At 78.2% G+C, this 16,903-nt stretch carries 4 protein-coding genes; 1 reads left to right on the forward strand and 3 read right to left on the reverse strand.

The window, feature by feature from the left end; all coding sequences use genetic code 11:
• Positions 1-49: 49 nt before the first annotated feature.
• Genes AC07FY_RS24540 through AC07FY_RS24550 form a run of 3 tightly spaced genes read right to left on the reverse strand, consistent with a single transcriptional unit; the run spans position 50 to position 16,526 of the window.
• On the reverse strand, positions 50-3,337 hold the full coding sequence (locus AC07FY_RS24540) for an amino acid adenylation domain-containing protein (RefSeq protein ID WP_479009695.1): 3,288 nt from the start codon (positions 3,335-3,337) through the stop codon (positions 50-52).
• Positions 3,334-9,324, reverse strand: a complete 5,991-nt coding sequence (locus AC07FY_RS24545; RefSeq protein WP_479009698.1) for an amino acid adenylation domain-containing protein — start codon at positions 9,322-9,324, stop codon at positions 3,334-3,336. Before AC07FY_RS24545 ends, AC07FY_RS24540 begins: the two co-directional genes overlap by 4 nt.
• A complete protein-coding gene (locus AC07FY_RS24550; RefSeq protein ID WP_479009701.1) occupies positions 9,321-16,526 on the reverse strand; it encodes an amino acid adenylation domain-containing protein in 7,206 nt (2,401 codons plus the stop codon). Before AC07FY_RS24550 ends, AC07FY_RS24545 begins: the two co-directional genes overlap by 4 nt.
• Between AC07FY_RS24550 and AC07FY_RS24555 the strand changes: the two genes are divergently transcribed.
• A complete protein-coding gene (locus AC07FY_RS24555; protein WP_479009704.1) occupies positions 16,491-16,895 on the forward strand; it encodes an ACT domain-containing protein in 405 nt (134 codons plus the stop codon). The genes AC07FY_RS24550 and AC07FY_RS24555 overlap by 36 nt on opposite strands.
• The last annotated feature ends 8 nt before the right edge of the window (positions 16,896-16,903 follow it).

The raw sequence follows: 16,903 nt of genomic DNA on the forward strand, positions 1-16,903 counted from the left end.
CGAAGGGCCCCGGCCGACACCGGCCGGGGCCCTTTCGCGCGGCGGGAGCTCAGCTCCGGGCGGCGCCGAAGGAGAAGCCCGCGAACGCCGGCCGCCCGGCGGGTGCCTGCGGCGCCGGAGCCTCGGAGGTGAGGGCGCCGACGGGCGTCCGCGGATCGGCCGCCGCGAGCCGGCGCGCCGCGTGGGCGGCCTTCCCGGCCAGGGCCCGTGCCGTGTCCGGCTCGTAGCGGGCGGAGTCGTACTGCAGGAGCAGGGTCAGGCCGCGCGCGGAGCGGGCGAACTGGAACGAGAGCTCGAAGGGGCCTTCGTCCAGGGGAATCGGACCACCCGTCAGCCGCAACGCGCCGGGCCCGGTGTCGATCTCGTCCCAGAGGGTCACCCACACGTCGAAGAGCGGGTTGCGACCCCGCGCCCTCGGGGGGTCCAGGGCGCGCACCAGCTCGCTGAAGGGCAGGCCGCCGTGGTCCAGCGCGCCGACCGTCCGGGCGGCGACGTCCGCGATCAGCTGCGCGCAGGGCGTCTCGGCGCGGACGGTCGTCCGCAGGACCACGGTGTTGACCAGGCAGCCCACCGCGTCGGCGGGCCCGAGGGCCGGGCGGCGGCTGACGGCCGTGCCCAGGCTGATGTCGGACGCACCGGTCGCCTCGTGCAGGGCGGCGGCCACGGCGGCGGCCAGGACGCCGAACAGGCCGGTGCGGTGGCCGCGCGCGAGCCGCTCCAGCGCGGCGAGCTCCCCGGGATCGAGGCGGACGGCGGTGACGGCGGTGGTGCGGCCGGCCGGGCCGGTGCGCGGATGGTCCACGGGCAGCGGAAGGGGGACCGGTAGCGGGGTCAATTGCCGCTGCCAGTAGGTCAGTTGATCGTCGTACGACTCCTCGTGCGGGCTGGTCGCGGCCGGCCCGGGGGCGGCTTCGGCCGGGCCCGCCCCGGCTCCGGCCAGTGCGCGGGCGACCACCTCGAGCGAGGTCTGGTCGGCGACGATGTGGTGCAGCACGACCAGCAGCCGGTCCGGGCCCCCGGGGCGGCGCAGCAGGGCCGCGCGCACCAGCGGTCCGGCCGCCAGGTCGAAGGGCCGGTGGGCCCACTCGCGGACGAGGGCCTCGCGCGCGGTCTCGTCGGGCAGGTCGAGGACCTCCAGGCGCGCGGGTACGGGCGCGGGGCCGGGCACCGGCTCGCCGTGCTCCTCGCGGAAGACGGTGCGCAGCTGGGGCTGGAGCTCCTGGAGCCGGGCGAACGCGGCGCGCAGCGCGGCCGGATCGGCGGCGCCGTGGCAGTCCAGCAGCATCGGCACGTGGTAGGCGGCGCTGCCGCCCGACCCGGCCGCCCGGCTGCGGTCCTCCAGCCACAGCCACCGCTGGACGGCGGACGCCCGCCCGGCGCCCGGGCCGGACCCGTCGCCCTGACCGGACCCGGCGTCGCGGTCGCCGGGCGCGGGGGTGAGGGCGGCGAGGGCGGCGAGCGGGGCCAGCCGCCCGGTCAGGGCGCAGACGCTCGGGCAGTCGAACACGTCGCGGATCCGCACCGGCAGGGACAACCGCCCGGACGCCGCCGCGGCCAGCGAGGCGGCCTTGAGGCTGGTCCCGCCGAGCAGGAAGAAGTCGCCGTCGTCCCGGACGGGCCCGTCGAGGGCCTCGGCGAACAGCGCCCGCAGTACGGTCCGGACGCGGTCCGCCGCCCGGTCGCCGTCCGCGCCGGACACCGGCCCGGCGGCCGGCGCCGCGGACGCGGCCGCCTCCCCCGGGTCGTCCCCGGCCGGCCGCCGCGCCGGCAGCGGACGGGCGGCCAGCTCCCGGCGGTCGATCTTCCCGTTGGGGGTGCTGGGCATCCGCTCCACCGGGATCACCGCCGCCGGGACCATGTAGTAGGGCAGCCGGTCGGCCAGCCGGGCCCGCCAGTCGGCGGGGAGCGGGCCGTCGGTGACGACGTATCCGGCGAGCAGCGGCTGCGCCGTCCCCTCGGGCACCACCACGGCGGCGGCCGCTATGCCCGGCAGGGCGGCGAGCGCCGCCTCCACCTCACCGGGCTCGATGCGGAAACCGCGGATCTTCAGCTGCCGGTCGGCGCGCCCCCGGAAGTCCAGGGTGCCGTCCGGGCGGTGGCGGGCCAGGTCCCCGGTCCGGTAGAGCCGCGCACCCGGCCGGGGGTCGGCGGGGTCGGGTACGAACCGGGCCGCGGCCCCCTCGGGACCGCCCAGGTAGCCCCGGCCCACACCGATGCCGCCGATCCACAGCTCGCCCTCCACCCCGGGGCCGACCTGCGCCCCGGAGGCGTCGCGCACGGAGTAGCGCAGGTTGGCCATGGGGCGGCCGATGGTGGGCGGTTCCCCGGGCAGGCCCGGCGGGCACCGGTGCCAGGACTGGAAGACGGTCGCCTCGGTGGGCCCGTAGACGTAGATGAGGTCACGGCCCGGGGCCCAGCGGTCCACCAGCGCCCGGCTGAAGGACTCACCGCCGGTCACGACGGTCGTCACGGACGGGAAGGCGGCCGGGTCCAGCTGGGCCAGCAGGGCGGCGAGCAGGAAGACGGTGTCGGCGCGGCGTTCGCGGACGAGCGCGGCCAGGGCCTCGGCGGAGGCGACGGGCTCGTCGAAGACGACGACGGCCGCCCCGGCCCACAGGGGCGCGAGGATCTCCCACACCGAAACGTCGAAGGCGGGGCTGGCGAACTGCAGCACGCGCCGGCCGGGGCCGAGGCCGAAGGGGACGGCGGTGGCTTCCAGCAGGTTCACCAGGGAGCGCTGTTCGATCGCCACGCCCTTGGGGCGGCCGGTGGAACCGGAGGTGTGGATGACGTAGGCGAGGTCCGACGGACCGGGCAGCGGACCGGACGGCGGCGGGACGGCGACGGGGGCGGCGACGGCGGGGTCGCGGTCCGCGCGCGCGGCGAGGCCGCCCGGCTCACCCAGCTCGTCGAGGGCGAGGGTCATCAGCCCCGGCGCGGGCAGGAGGTGCGCGAACCCCGCCGTGGTCAGGGTGATCGGCGCGGGTGCGCCCTCGACGAGCTGCGCGAGCCGCTCGGCCGGATGGTCCGGGTCGAGCGGGACGTACGCGGCGCCCGCGCGCAGCACCGCGAGGACGGCGACGACCAGTTCGGCGGAGCGCGGCAGGCAGACCCGCACCAGCACGCCGGGCCCCGCGCCGTGCGCGCGCAGCCGGACGGCCAGCGCCTCGGCGAGGGCGTGCAGCTGCCCGTGGGTGAGCGTGCGGTCGCGGGCGACCACGGCCGGCCGGTCCGCGACCGGTCCGGCGCGCAGGGCCAGCTCCTCGGCCACCGCACCGGCCGGGACGGGTGCGGCCGTGTCGTTGAGCGTGTCCAGGATCTCCTGCCAGCCGGTCACCGCTGCCGCCTCCAAGGCTCGTCGGGGTGGGACACGAGGGCTTCGAGGGCCTGCCGGGTGCGCTCCACCAGACCCCGGGCGGAGTCCTCGTCGAAGAGCTCCCCCTTGTAGGTGAGGACGCCGTCCGCGTCGTCCTCACCGGTCCGCAGCGACCACACCAGGTCGAAGGCGGTGGCCGTGGGGCGGGCGGCGGCGATGGTGCCGTCGGGGGTGAACAGGGCGCCGGGCGCGGGCGGCGCGTCCTCCTGGGCGACCACCAGGACCTGGCTGAGCAGGGCCCGGTGCACGCCGAACCCGCCTTCGGCGAGGGCGGCCACGGCGCTCAGCGCGGCGGCGGGGTCGTCGTGGGCGGCGAGCAGGGCGTGCCCGACGGCGCGGGCCAACTCGCGGTGGGTACGGGTGTCCGCGAGCGGCACCCGCAGCAGGGCGGTGCCGGTGAGCGGCCCGACGACGTCGGCGAGGCCGGGCCGGGAGCGGGTGCTGAGGACGGTGGCGAGCCACACCTCGTCCGGGGTCCCGTCCGCGCCCTTCCCGCCCCCGGCGAGGGCCGCGACGAGCGCGGTCAGGCCGAGCGCGAACGGGCTCAGGCCGTCGGCGCGGCCGAAGGCCCCGGTGCCGGGGGCCGGGAACGCGAAGGGCAGTTCCGTCGGCATGAGCGCGCCGCGCACCAGCCGGGGCCGGTCGTAGGGCAGCGGCAGCCGCGGCGGCCCGCCGGCGGCCAGCGCCCGGCGCCAGTGCCCGTCCGCGCCGGCCCGGGTGCGCTCCCGCTGCCAGCGCGCCACGTCGGCCAGGCGCGGCGGGGGCCCGCCGGCCGGGTCCTCGGGCCGGCGTCCGGCGGCGAAGTCCGCGTAAGAAGCCTGGATCTGTCCCACCAGCAGCTCCATGGAGCGGCCGTCGACGGCGATGTGGTGCACGGCGAGCAGCAGGACGTGCCCGTCGTCGGCCAGGCGGACCAGGCGGGCCCGCAGCAGCAGTCCGGCCGGGAGGTCGAAGGGCTCCTCCAGGTGCCGCTGGGCCAGCGCGTCGAGCGCGGCGGTCCGCTCCTCCTCGGGGAGGGCGCGCAGGTCGTCCTCGGCCCAGCCGGTGCGGGGCACGGTGAGCGGCTGCCAGTGCGGTCCGCTGTCGGTGGTGACGAGCCGGGAGGAGAGGGCGTCGTGGCGGGCGGCGGTGTGCTCGACGGCCTCCCGCAGGGCGTGCGGGTCGAGGGTGCGGCCGGTGGCGCGCAGCGCCTCGAACACGACGAACGCGGCCGGGGCGGCGCCGCCGCGCAGGGCCTGCCAGATCTCGGTCTGCTCGGTGCTGAGCGGGGCGGGGCCGGTGACCGCCGAGCGGACCGGTCCGTCCTCGGCCACCGGGGCGGCGGGTGCGGGGCCGGCTTCCGCGATGGCTTCGGCGATGGCCGCGGGGGTGCGGGAGTCGAAGACGAGCCGGGGTGAGACGTCCCGGCCGAGCGCGATCCGCAGCCGGGCGGCGACGGCGACGGCGTCCAGGGAGCCGCCGCCCAGGTCGAAGAAGTCCGCGTCCGGTCCGACCCGTTCGTGCCCGAGCGCCTCGGCGACGGCCTGCGCGACGAGCTCGACGGGACCGGCGCCGGCGCCCGCCGCAGGCGTGCCCGGCACCACCGCCGCCGGGACCGGCGCCGGCTCCGGGGTACGCTCCCCCGCTTCCGCCGTCACGTGGACCGTTCCCGGGGTCAGCCGCAGGGGCAGCGCCCGGCGCAGCAGGGTGCGCAGCGCGCCGGGGCTGACGGTGTGCCCGGGGCGCGGGGTGACGTGGGCGGTCAGGAGGCCCGGCTCGCCCGGGGCCGCGGGGCGGACCTCGGCGTCGGCGATCGACGGGTGGGCCAGCAGCAGCAGTTCGGCCTCGGCCGGGTCGAGGTGCACGCCGGGGCGGTCCGGGTCGGGCACGAGTCGCCCGGCGCGGCCGCGCGGTACCAGCTCGCCGCGCTCCGACCAGTGGGCCCGCAGCCCGGTGGCGCCGGCGCCGGTGCTCAGGTCGCCGGGGACGCCGACCGGCACCGGCCGCCCGGCCGCGTCGGTGATCCGGGCGCCGGGGTAGGCCGCGCAGCGGTCGGCCAGCGCGGCCAGCTCCGTGCGCTCGGCGTCGGGCAGCGGTGTGCCGGCCGGGGTGCGGGCGGGGTCGGCGGCGGCGCGCAGCAGCAGGTCGGACCAGTGCCGCAGCAGCCGGGTGGCGCGGGCGGCGGTGAAGAGCGCGGTGTCGTATTCCGCGGTGAGTTCGAGCAGCTCGCCGGAGTTGTCGAGGTGGAAGCTGAGTTCGAACTCGGCCGCGGTCTCGGTGTGGGGCTCGCGCCGTACGGCGAGCCCCGGCCCGGCGTCCAGGCCGCTGCCGTCGCCGGTGCCGGCCGCGCCGCGCTCGTCGGCGGTGAACATGACCGTGAACAGAGGGGTGCGGCCGCCGTCGCGGGCCCCCGGCAGCTCGTTCACGAGCCGCTCGAAGGGGTGGGCGCGGTGGGTCACGGCCGAGGCCACGGCGGTGCGGGTGGCGGCGGCACGCTCGGCGAAGCCGAGGTCCGGCGGCACGTCGCAGGCCAGTACCACCGTGTTGAGGAACGGGCCGATGACCTGCGCGTACGAGGGGTCGTCGCGGCGGGTCACGGGGGTGCCGACCAGGATCCGCCGCTCGCCCGTGAACCGGTGCAGCAGTTCGGCCAGGGCGGTCAGCCCGGTTCCGTACATGCTGGTGCCCAGGGTGCGCGCCAGCTCCCGCACGGCCCGGGTGTCCGGGCCGGAGAGCTCCAGGCGGCTGGAGCCGCCGGCGCCGGGCGCCCCGTCGCCCTCTCCCCCGGCCACCGCTGGGAGGTGCCTCCGGTCGGCGGGCAGCAGGAGGAAGGGCAGCGGGGCGGCCAGCCGGGCGTGCCAGTGGGCGCGGTCCCGCTCCGCCTCGGGACCGTCCTGGGCGGCGGCCTCCCGGGAGACGTACGCGAGGTAGCTGCCGCCGGCGGGCCGGGGGGCGGCCGCGCCGGTGCGCAGCGACCGCAGCCGGGCGAAGACGCGCTCGGCCAGCAGGACGGCGGACTCGCCGTCGCAGGCGATGTGGTGGACCGTCAGCGCGAGGAGCGCACGGGTCGGGGAGAGCCGCAGCAGCACGGCGCGCAGTGGCGGCTGGTGCTCCAGGTCGAAGGGGCGCCGGGCCTCGTCGCGCAGGATCGCGGCGGTGTCGGTGCCGGGGGCGGGCCACAGGACGGTGAGCGGCGGCCGGTCGCCGTAGACGAAGCGCTGGCGGGGTTCGCCGTCGCGCAGGAGGAAGCGGGCGCGCAGCAGCGGCGCGCAGGCGGCCTCGTCGGCGAGGGCCTGGGCGACCTGGCGTTCGTCCAGCGGCCCGTCGATCCGGAAGACGTCGGTGAGGTGGTGGACGCTGTCCGCGCCCTCGTCGAGCCGGGCGAGGGTCCACAACTGCCGCTGGGCGCAGGACAGCGGGTGGTCCCCGCCCTCCGCGTCCTCGTGCGCGGCGGCGGCCGGCGGTCCGCCGTCCTCTGCGCCGCGGCCGCGCAGGGCGGCGCATGCCTCTCGGATCGAGGGGCCGTCGAGGAGTTCGTCGATGCCGAGGACGAGGCCGTGGCGCTGTTCCAGGGAGGCGATGACGTCGACGGCGAGCAGGCTGTGACCGCCGCAGGCGAAGAAGTTGTCGTCGGGGCCGATCTCCTCGACCCCCAGGACCTCCCGGAAGACGGCGCCGACGCGCTCCTCCAGGCTCTGCGGGGCCGCGGGCGCGGCGGCCGGGCCGGAGTCGGCGGTCGGCGGCGGGTCGGCGGCCGGCAGCGGGTCGGCGGCCTGCGCAGCGGCCTGCGCCCGCTCGGTCAGCTCCCGCCGGTCGATCTTCCCGCTGGTGCCGAGCGGCACCCGGTCCAGCGGCAGGACGCGGTCCGGGACCAGGGCCGCGGGGAGCACCGTGCCCGCGTGGGCGTGGACGGCCGCGGGGGTCTCGGCGGCCGGGCCGGTGACGAAGGCGACGAGCGAGGGCCGTCCGCCGGCGCCTTGGCAGACCACGGCGACGGCCGCGTCCACGGCGGGCAGTGCGGCCAGGGCCGCCTCGACGTCGCCCAGCTCGACCCGGTTGCCGCGGATCTTGACCTGGTCGTCGGTCCGGCCGAGGAACTGCAGGGTGCCGCCCGGCTGCCACCAGCCGCGGTCGCCGGAGCGGTAGCGCCGGCCGCCGGGCACGTCCGCGGCGGCGGGGAAGGCCGCCCGGGTGAGGTCGGGCCGGTGCAGGTAGCCGTCGGCGAGGCCGGGGCCGGAGAAGTGCAGCTGGCCGGGGAAGCCGGGGGGCACCGGCCGGTCCGCGCCGTCGAGCACCTCGACGACCGTGTGGGGCAGCGGCCAGCCGATCGGGGTACCGGGCAGGGGGTGCGCGGGGTAGTCGAAGGCGGTGGCCCCGACGGAGTTCTCGGTGGGCCCGTACTCGTTGACCAGCCGGGTGCGCGGCAGCTGGAGCTGGTGGCGGGCGACGAGCTCGCCGGGCATGGCCTCGCCCGCGACGGTGACCAGGCGCAGGGTGCGCGCGGCGGCCAACTCGTCGAGGACGGCGGCGTACAGGCTGGGCACGAGCGTGACGTGGGTGGCCGTGTACCGCTCGGCGAGGGCGCGCAGGTGGGCCCCGTCGAGCCGGCGCACGCCGTCGACCAGGACCAGGGCGCCGCCCGCGCCGAGCACGGAGAACACGTCGGACACGGAGCTGTCGAAGGACAGCGCGGGCACCTGGAGCAGGCAGGTGTCGGGGGACAGCCGGTGGTAGTCGTGCTTCCAGGCGAGGTAGCCGTCGATCGCCGAGTGGCGGATGACGACGCCCTTGGGCCGGCCGGTGGAGCCGGAGGTGTAGATGACGTAGGCGGTGTCCTCGGGGCGCGGCGGCTGCGGTTCCGCCGCGGGTAGGGCGGCCAGGTCGGGGGTGTCCGCGGCGAGGTCCGCGGCGGACAGCAGGCGCATGCCTGTGCGCCCGGCCAGCGCGCGGGCCAGGCCGAGGTGTTCGGGTTCGGCCACCAGGGCGGCGGCGCCGACGTCGGCGAGCACGGCGGCGAGCCGCTCCTCGGGCTGCGCCGGGTCCAGCGGGACGTAGGCGGCGCCGGACCGGACGGTGCCGAGCAGCGCGGTGAGCGCGTGGCGGCCCTTGCCGACGAGCAGCGCGACCCGGTCCCCCCGGCCCACCCCGTACGCGTGGTGCAGGCGGCGGGCGGCGCGCACGGACTCGGCGCGCAGCTGGGCGTGGCTCAGCTCGGCGGGGCCTTCGGGCGCGCCCGTGCCGGTGACGGCCGCCAGGCTCCCGCCGCCGGCCAGGTGGCCGCGGTCCAGGCGCTCCAGCAGGGTGGCCGGCGCGGCGGGCGGCCAGAACCCGGCCGTGCCCCAGCCCTTGACGGTCTCGCGGTCGGCGGCGTCGGCGAGGGTGAGCGCGGCGAGTTCCCGGCCGGGGTCGCCGAGCTGGCCGAGCAGGTGGGCGACGACGCGCAGCACGCTGTCCGCGAACCAGCTCTCGCAGCGGGCGGTGTCCGCGTCGGCGTGCAGGAGGCGGTCCTCACCGGTCCCCTCCAGGGTGAGCAGCAGCGCCTCCCCGGCCGGCGCCGTGCCCCGCGCGGCGACGGTGAGGCTCCCGGCACGGGCTCCGGCGGGGCGGGCGGCGAGCAGCTCGTCGCGGACGCGCCGCAGCAGGGCGCCGGCCGTGCCCCCGTCCCGGCCGCCGGCCGCCGACGTGGCGACGGTGACGGCGAGGGGTCCGGCGGGTCCGGTGACCGTCAGGGCCGGGGTGTCGGTGTCCTCGGCCGCGGCGAGGGCGAGGGCCGCGGCCGCGCACAGCAGCACCAGTTCGTCCACCGGGTGCCCGCCGGCTCCGCGCAGGGCGGTGCGGGAGGCGGCGGGCAGGGGCAGGGTGCGCCGGGTGTGCCCGGGGACGCCTGCGCGGGTCAGCCGGGGGCGCAGCGGCGTGGCCGCGGTGGCCGGGTCCCGGGTGAGGGGAGGGCTGAGGGGTGCTGCGGTCATGGCCGTACGCTCCCTGCGGTCTGCAGTCTGTCGGCGTCGTCGGCGCCGGTGGTCCCGGGGTGCCCGGCGGGCCGGTCCGGGGTCCGGCCGGCGGCGAGGTACCAGTTCGGGTGGCAGCGCAGTGCGCCGACCACGTCGTCGACCAGCTGGCGGGCGGTGCTCTCGGTGAACAGGGCTCGGTCGTAGACGAGTTCGAGCAGGACCCGGCCGTCGCGCTCGCTGGCGTAGATCCGCAGGTCGTCGCCGAGCGGGGCCTGTGCCGGGTCCGCGGGGAGGAACTCGGGTCCGTCGCCCTGGCGCTCGGCCGTCTCCCAGCTCAGCCCGGCGTCGTAGACGGGGCGCCGACCGGGAGCCGCCCGCTCCGCGATCTCCATGACCGTGGTGTCGAAGGGGAAGCGGGCGTGGTCGTAGGCCTCGGCGAGCCGGTCGCGGACCTGGGTCAGCAGTTCGGCGGTGCTGTGCGCCTCGCCGGGGGCGAGCCGCACCGGCAGGGCGTTGACGAAGCAGCCGACGACCTCGGCCGTCTCCGCGCGGTCGCGGGCGCCGGCCGGGCAGCCGATGACCACTTCGGCGCTGCCGGAGCGGCGGTGCAGTACGAGCGCCCAGGCGGTGAGCAGGGCGGTGAACGGCGTGGCGGCGCCGCCTTCCGCCGCGGCGTGCAGCACGGCGGCGGGCAGGGCGCGCCGGACCACTCCCGCGCCCTGGCGGCCGGCGCCGGAGCGCGGCCCGCTTCCGGGCAGGTCGAGCCGGGGCAGCGGACCGGAGAGGGTCTTGGTCCAGTAGGCGCGCTGCCGCGCGGCCTCGGGGCCCTCCAGCCAGGCGGCCTCCTCGGCCACCCAGTCGCGGTACGGGCGGGCGGGGCGGCCGTCCCAGGGGCGCGCGCCCGCTGCGAGGGCGTCGTAGGCCGCGAGCAGGTCGCGGGCGACCAGGGCGGCGCTGTCGCCGTCGTAGACCAGGTGGTGGGCGGTGATCACCAGGATGTCGCCGCCAGGGTGGCCGGTGAGCTGCCGGACGGCGAACAGCGGCCCGGTGGCGAGGGTGAAGGGCGTGCCGTGGGCGGCGGTGACGGCCTCGGCGACCGCCTCGTCGGTGGCGCCGACGGGGACGACGGTCAGCGGCGGCCCGTCGGGCAGCCGGTCCATGACGATCTGCCGGGCGGCGCCGTCGACGATGGCCACCCGGGTGCGCAGCACCTCGTGCCGCTCCGCGAGGGCGGTGACGGCCGCCCGCAGCAGGCCGGTGTCCAGCGGCCGGCCGGCCCGTACGGCGTCGGTGATGTTGAGGGCGACGGGGCTGGGGCTGGTGCGGGCGGCCATCCAGACCCGGCGCTGGGCGCGGGAGAGCGGCAGGACCACGCCGTCGGGGACCGCCGCGAGCCGCGCGGCCGGGGCGGACGCGGCGGCCGGGGCGGGCAGGGCGGGCGCGGCGGTCGCGGCCGCCTGCGCGGGACCGGAGGCGGCCGGACCGGTCGCGGCCGTCTCGAGGACGGCCGCGAGGGCCCGTACCGTCTGCTGCTGGAAGACGGTGACCAGCGAGACCCGTACGCCGAACTCCTCCTGCAGGGCGGCCGCGAGCCGGGCCGCGGTCAGGCTGTGCCCGCCGACGGAGAACAGGTCGGTGTCCGGGTCGGTGACCGGCACGGCGAGCACCCGCGTCCAGACCTTCGCCACCCGCTGCTCGGTGGGGCTGAGGTCCGGGCTCGGCGCCGCCTGTTCGCGGGGCGGGGCCGGCAGCGCGCGGCGGTCGAGCTTGCCGTTCGGGTTCAGCGGCAGCTCGGCGATCTCCACGTACGTCGCGGGCACCATCGCGGCGGGCAGCCGCTCGGCGAGGTGGGCCCGCAGGGCGCTCGCGTCGGCCGAGCCCACCACATAGGCGACCAGGCCGAGTTCGCCGCGCTCGTCGGGCAGCGCCAGGACCGCGCAGCGGCGTACGTCCGGGTGCCCGGCCAGCACGGCCGCCACCTCGCCCGGCTCGACCCGCTGGCCGCGGATCTTGACCTGGTCGTCGATGCGGCCGAGGAAGAGCAGGTTGCCGTCGGGCCGTCGGGCGGCGCGGTCGCCCGTGCGGTACATGAGCCGCCCCGGGCGCAGCGGGTGGGGCGTGAACCGCTCGGCCGTCAGTTCGGGGTTGCCGAGATAGCCGCGGGCGAGTCCCGCTCCGGAGATGCACAGTTCGCCGGGAACGCCGATCGGGGCCAGGTCGCCGTGGGCGTCGATGACGTCGACCGTCTTGTTGGCGATGGGGTGGCCGATCAGGATGTCCGCGCCCGGGTCGGTGATCCGGTGGACGGTGGTCCACACGCTGTCCTCGGTGGGCCCGTACTCGTTGTAGAGGACCGTGTCGGGGAGCAGTTCGGCGTGGCGGGCGGCCAGGGCCTCGGGGAGCCGTTCGCCGACCAGGACGATCTGGCGCACCGAGACCAGCCGGGGGGCGCAGCGCTCCAGCATCAGCTGGTAGAGGCTGGGGACCAGCATGATGTGCGTGACCCGGTTGCGCCCGATCTCCTCGGCCACGTGGTCGACGTCGAGGAGCCGGTCCTTGCCCAGGACCACGACGCGGGTGCCGGCGACCAGCGCGGAGAAGATGTCGTTGACCCCGCTGTCGAAGTGCAGCGGCGGCACCTGGAGCACGGCCGCGTCCGGCCCGAAGCCGTAGTAGCCGGCCCGGTAGTGGACGGTGTTGACGATGCCGCGGTGCTCGATCATGACGCCCTTGGGGCGGCCGGTGGAGCCCGAGGTGTAGATGACGTAGGCGAGGTCGCCCGGGGTGGCCCGGGGCGCCGGGGGCAGTGCGGCCGCGCCGGCGCCGTCCGCCGCGGCGGTGCGCGGGTCCACGACGGGCAGGGCGGTGAGGGCGGCGGTCCTGGCGTGGTGGGCGCCGTCGGCGAGCACCGCGAGGGCGCCGCTGTCGGCGAGGGCGAACGCGAGCCGGTCGCCGGGCTGCTCCGGGTCCAGGGGGACGAACGCGGCGCCCGTCTTCAGGACGGCGAGTGCGCTGACCACCATCCACTCGGTGCGCTCGGTGACCACGGCCACCAGCGCTCCGGGGCCCGCGGCGGACACCTGCCGCAGGCGCGCGGCGACGGCCTCGGCGCGCGCGTCGAGCTCGGCGAAGCTGAGGACGGTGCCGCCGTGCACGACGGCGGGCCGGTCGGGGCCGGCGGCGGTCTGCTCCTCGACCAGGTCCAGCAGGGTGCGGTCCGCGGGGAACGGGGCGGCGGTGTCGTTGACCTCGTCGAGCAGGAACCGGCGTTCGGCGTCGGGCAGCAGGGCGATCTCGCCGAGCGGGGCGTCCGGGCGCCGGAGCAGCCCGGTCAGGAGCCGGACCAGCCGCTCCCCCATGCGCCGGGCGCTGTCGCGGTCGAAGAGGTCGTCGGTGTAGCCGACCCACAGCTCGCCCCCGCCACCCGAGCGGCCGTCCCGGAAGCTGAACGCGAGGTCGAAGTCGCTGACGGGCTGTTCGAAGGGCAGGTGGCGCACGGCCAGGCCGGCGCCGCCGGGGACGGTGTCGTCCAGGGCCGTCTCGACGAGCACGTCGAAGACGGGGTTGCGGCTGGGGTCGCGGAGCAGCGCCAGGTCCTCGACGAGCTGCTCGAAGGGGTACTCCTGGTGCGTCATCGCCTCCTGCGCCGTGGTGCGCACGGCGGCCAGCAGGTCGCGGAACGTGCCGGCGGTGTCGACCGGGGTGCGCAGGACGACGGTGTTGGCGAACAGTCCGACCGTCTCGGCGGAGCGCCGGTCGGGGCGGCCGGCGACGACCGTGCCCAGCAGGACGTCCGGCTCCGCGCACAGCCGCCACAGCAGCACCCGCAGGGCCGCGGTGAAGCCCATGAAGGAGGTGGCCGCGCTCTCCCGGCACAGGTCGCCGAGCGCCTGGACCAGTTCGGGGCCGAGGGGGACGCGTACGGTGCCGCCGGCGGCGCTGCGGGTGGCCGGGCGGCGGCGGTCGGCGGGCAGCTCCAGCGGCTCGGGCAGCCGGGCGAGCCGCTCGCGCCAGTAGGCGCGGTGGGTCTGGCCGGCGGGGCCGGCCAGGCGGGCGGCGAGCCGTTCGGTGTGCTCGGTGTAGGCGGGAGCGGGCTCCCGCTCACCGGCCTCGCCGGTCAGCGACCGCAGCAGGTCGCGCATGAGCAGGCCGAAGGACCAGCCGTCGCACACCGCGTGGTGCACGGTGAACAGCAGGACCCCGCCGGCCTCGCCGTCGGGCAGCCAGCGGACCTCGGCCAGCGGCCCTTCGGCGAGGTCGAAGCGGTGGCGGCAGGCGCGGGCGAAGGCGTCCTCGGGCGTGGTGCCGCGCTCGGTGCGCAGGACGCCGACGGGCGGGTCGAGGACGACCTGGGTCAGACCGGCGGGGGTCTGGCGCAGGACGGTGCGCAGGGAGGGGTGGCGGGCCACCAGCGCGTCGACGGCGGCCGCGAGCCGGGGCTCGTCGACGGCGCCCTCCAGCCGGTAGGCCTCGACCATCGTGTACGGGGGCAGGGGCGACTCGTCCAGCCGGTCCAGCAGCCACATCCGGCGCTGGGCGTTGGAGGCGGGGAAGGTGCCCGCGGCCGGCGGGGCGGCGGGGGCGGGTCCGTCCGCCCGGGCCGGGGCGGCCGCGGCGCGGGCGCGCGGCAGCGCCCCGCGGTCGCGCAGCACGCCGGCCAGTGCGGCGGGGGTCCGCAGGTCGAACACCTCGTGCACCCGGGCGGCGTCGGGGCGGCCGGTGGCCTCGCAGAGCGTGGCGACGAGCTGGACGGCGGACAGGCTGTGCCCCTCGGCGCGGAAGAAGTCCTCGTGGGCGGTGAGCGGCGGGCGGCCCAGCACCTCGGTCCAGGCGTCGTGGACCAGCTGTTCCACCGGGTCGGCGGGCTGCCACACCAGGCCGCGGGCGGCCGTGGGCAGCGCCAGGAGCGCCGCGCGGTCCACCTTGCCGTGGACGGTGAGCGGCAGGGTGGCGAGCCGGTGCAGCGCGGCCGGGAGCATCGGTGCGGGCAGCCGTTCGCGCAGCCAGTCGGCCAGGTCCCCCGGTTCGAGCGGGGCGTGCTCCGGGGTGCCGGCGGGGCCGCGGCGGGCCACGTACCAGGCGTGCAGGGTCACGGTGCCGTCGCCGGCGGTGCGGGGCACGACCACCGCCTCCACCACGCGCGGGTGCCCGATCAGGGTCTGCTCGACCTCGCCGGTCTCGACGCGGGTGCCGAAGACCTGCACCTGGCCGTCGGAGCGGCCCAGGAACTCCAGTTCGCCCTCGGCGTTCCAGCGGCCCTGGTCGCCCGTGCGGAAGACGCGGGCGTCCCCGGCGTGCGGGGAGCGCCCGAAGCGGACGGCGGTGGCCTCGGCGTCGCCGCGGTAGCCGGGGGCGACGGCCGGTCCGGCGATCTGGATCTCGCCCGGGACGCCGGGCGGTGCCAGCTCCCCGGAGGGGGTGACCACGAAGACGCCGTAGCCGGGCGAGGGCCGGCCGACGGGCACCCGGTCCAGCCGCTGGACGAGCGCGCCCTCGCGCACGAACATGGTGGCCTCGACGGTGGCCTCGCTGGGCCCGTACAGGTTGGCGAAGGTGCCGATGCGCAGCCGTCCGGCGGTGCGCGGCAGCAGGCCGCGCGGGACGGTGTCGCCGCCCAGCAGGAGGTGGCGCAGCGGGAGTCCGGCGTCCTCGGGCAGGGCGCGCAGCAGGACGGAGAGGAGCCCGGGCACGCAGTTGACGAGGTTGACCTCGCCGTCGCGCACCCGCTGCCACAGCGCGTCGGGGTCGAGCCGGTCGGGATCGCCGACGGCCACGAGGGTGCCGCCCGCGAAGAGCGTGGTGAAGACCTGGAAGGCGGTCGCGTCGGAGGTGAGCGCGGAGAGCAGCGCGGTACGGGTCCGGGCGTCGATGCCGATCGCGCGGGCCCCGGTGATCACCTTGTGGCCCAGCTGGTCGTGGTACACGGCGACGGGCCGCGGCGTTCCGGTGGATCCGGAGGTGAACAGGATCATCGCGGGGGCGCCGGGTTCGGCCCGGTCCGCCGCCGCCATGTCCGCCGGTGCGTGGGCCGTCTCCTCCGCGAGGAGGCCGGCGAGGGTGGTCACCGGTACGGGCAGGTCCGCGTCGGCCGGTCCGACGCCCTCGACGCGCAGCACGAGCCGGGCACCGCTCAGCCGGGCCAGCAGGGCGACACGGGCGGCGGGTTGGCGGGGTTCGAGGGGGACGATCGCCGCGCCGGCGCGCAGCACGGCGAGGAAGGCGGTGACGAGCCCGGCGCCGCGCGGGGCCAGTACGCCCACCGCGTCGCCGGGGCCGATGCCGTGGCGCGCGGTGAGCGCGGCGGCGGCCCGGGCGGCCTCTTCGGCGAGTCCGCGGTAGGTCAGGGTGCGGCCCTCGCCGGTGACGGCGACGGCGTCGGGGGTGCGGCGGACGGCCTCGTCGACGAGCCCGGTGAGGGTGGTGGCCGCGAAGGCCCCGGGGGCGGGCAGGGCGGCGAGGTCCAGCAGTTCGGCCCGCAGTGCGGAGCCCAGCACGTCGACGGCGTCGGCGCTGCGGCGCGGGTCGGCGGCGAGCGCTTCGAGCACGGCGGCCGTGCAGCGGGGCAGTGCGCCGGTGAGCGCGGCCGTGCCGTGCGCGGTGACCGACAGGCCGCCGTCCGGGGCGCCTTCGACGCGCAGCACGAGTGCGGCCGGGGGCTGCGGGGTGCGGTCCCCGTACAGGTCCGGGCAGACGACGGCGAGCTGGGAGAGGGTGGCGCCCGCGCCGGGGGTGACGGTGTCGAGCCGGGCCCGCAGCGCGTCGCGGTCCTGCCACGGGCGGGCGGCGGCCTGCTCCAGTTCGGCGTGCAGGGCTTCGAGGAAGGCGGTCGCGGGTGCGGCCGGATCGAGCGGGGCCAGCAGCGCGAACTCGGGCCCCTCGGCGGCCGGTCCCGCGGCCGGGCCGAAGGCCGGTACCACCACGGGAACGCGGCCCTGCGCGCCGTGCCCGGTGAGTCCCGCGAGGGCGATCCGGGCGGCGGCGACGGTGAGCAGGAGCAGGCCCTCGGGGGCGCCGCCGGTCATGGCGTGCAGGGCGGCGGCGGCTTCGGGGGCGACCGCGGCGGCGCCGGAGGCGGCCGCCGGGGTGGCCTCGGGCTCCAGGAGCGGTTCGTGGCGGGCGCCGGTCAGCCGAGGGAGCCAGTACCCGGCCTGTTCGGCGTAGCGGGCCGCCGTAGGGTCGCCCCCATGGCCGAACTCTCCGTCACCATCGTTCCGCAGCACCTGTACGTCCTCCCTGACCGGTTGTGGGTGCACCGACTGCCCCCGGATGCCGCCGTGCCCCCGCTGCCGGCCCTGCCGTGGTCCTCCGTCACCCGCGCCCGGGACGGGCTCACCGTGGTGTGCGCCGGGCGCCTGCCGGCCGGCGCCGGGTCCGTCAGCGGGCCCTGGCGCGGGCTGTACGGGGCCGACGCCCACCAGCTGGACCTGCCCGGCATGCTGGCGGGCCTGCTGGTACCGCTGGCGGGGGCCGGGATCGGCGTGTTCGCCGCGTCGACGTTCGACGCGGATCTCGTCCTCGTGCCCGCCGAGAAGTACGAGCGCGCCCGGACCGCTCTGGAAGCGGCCGGGCACACCCTCTCGGCGGACTGATGCGGGTC

It is taken from the genome of Streptomyces sp. NPDC045967, assembly GCF_056430495.1.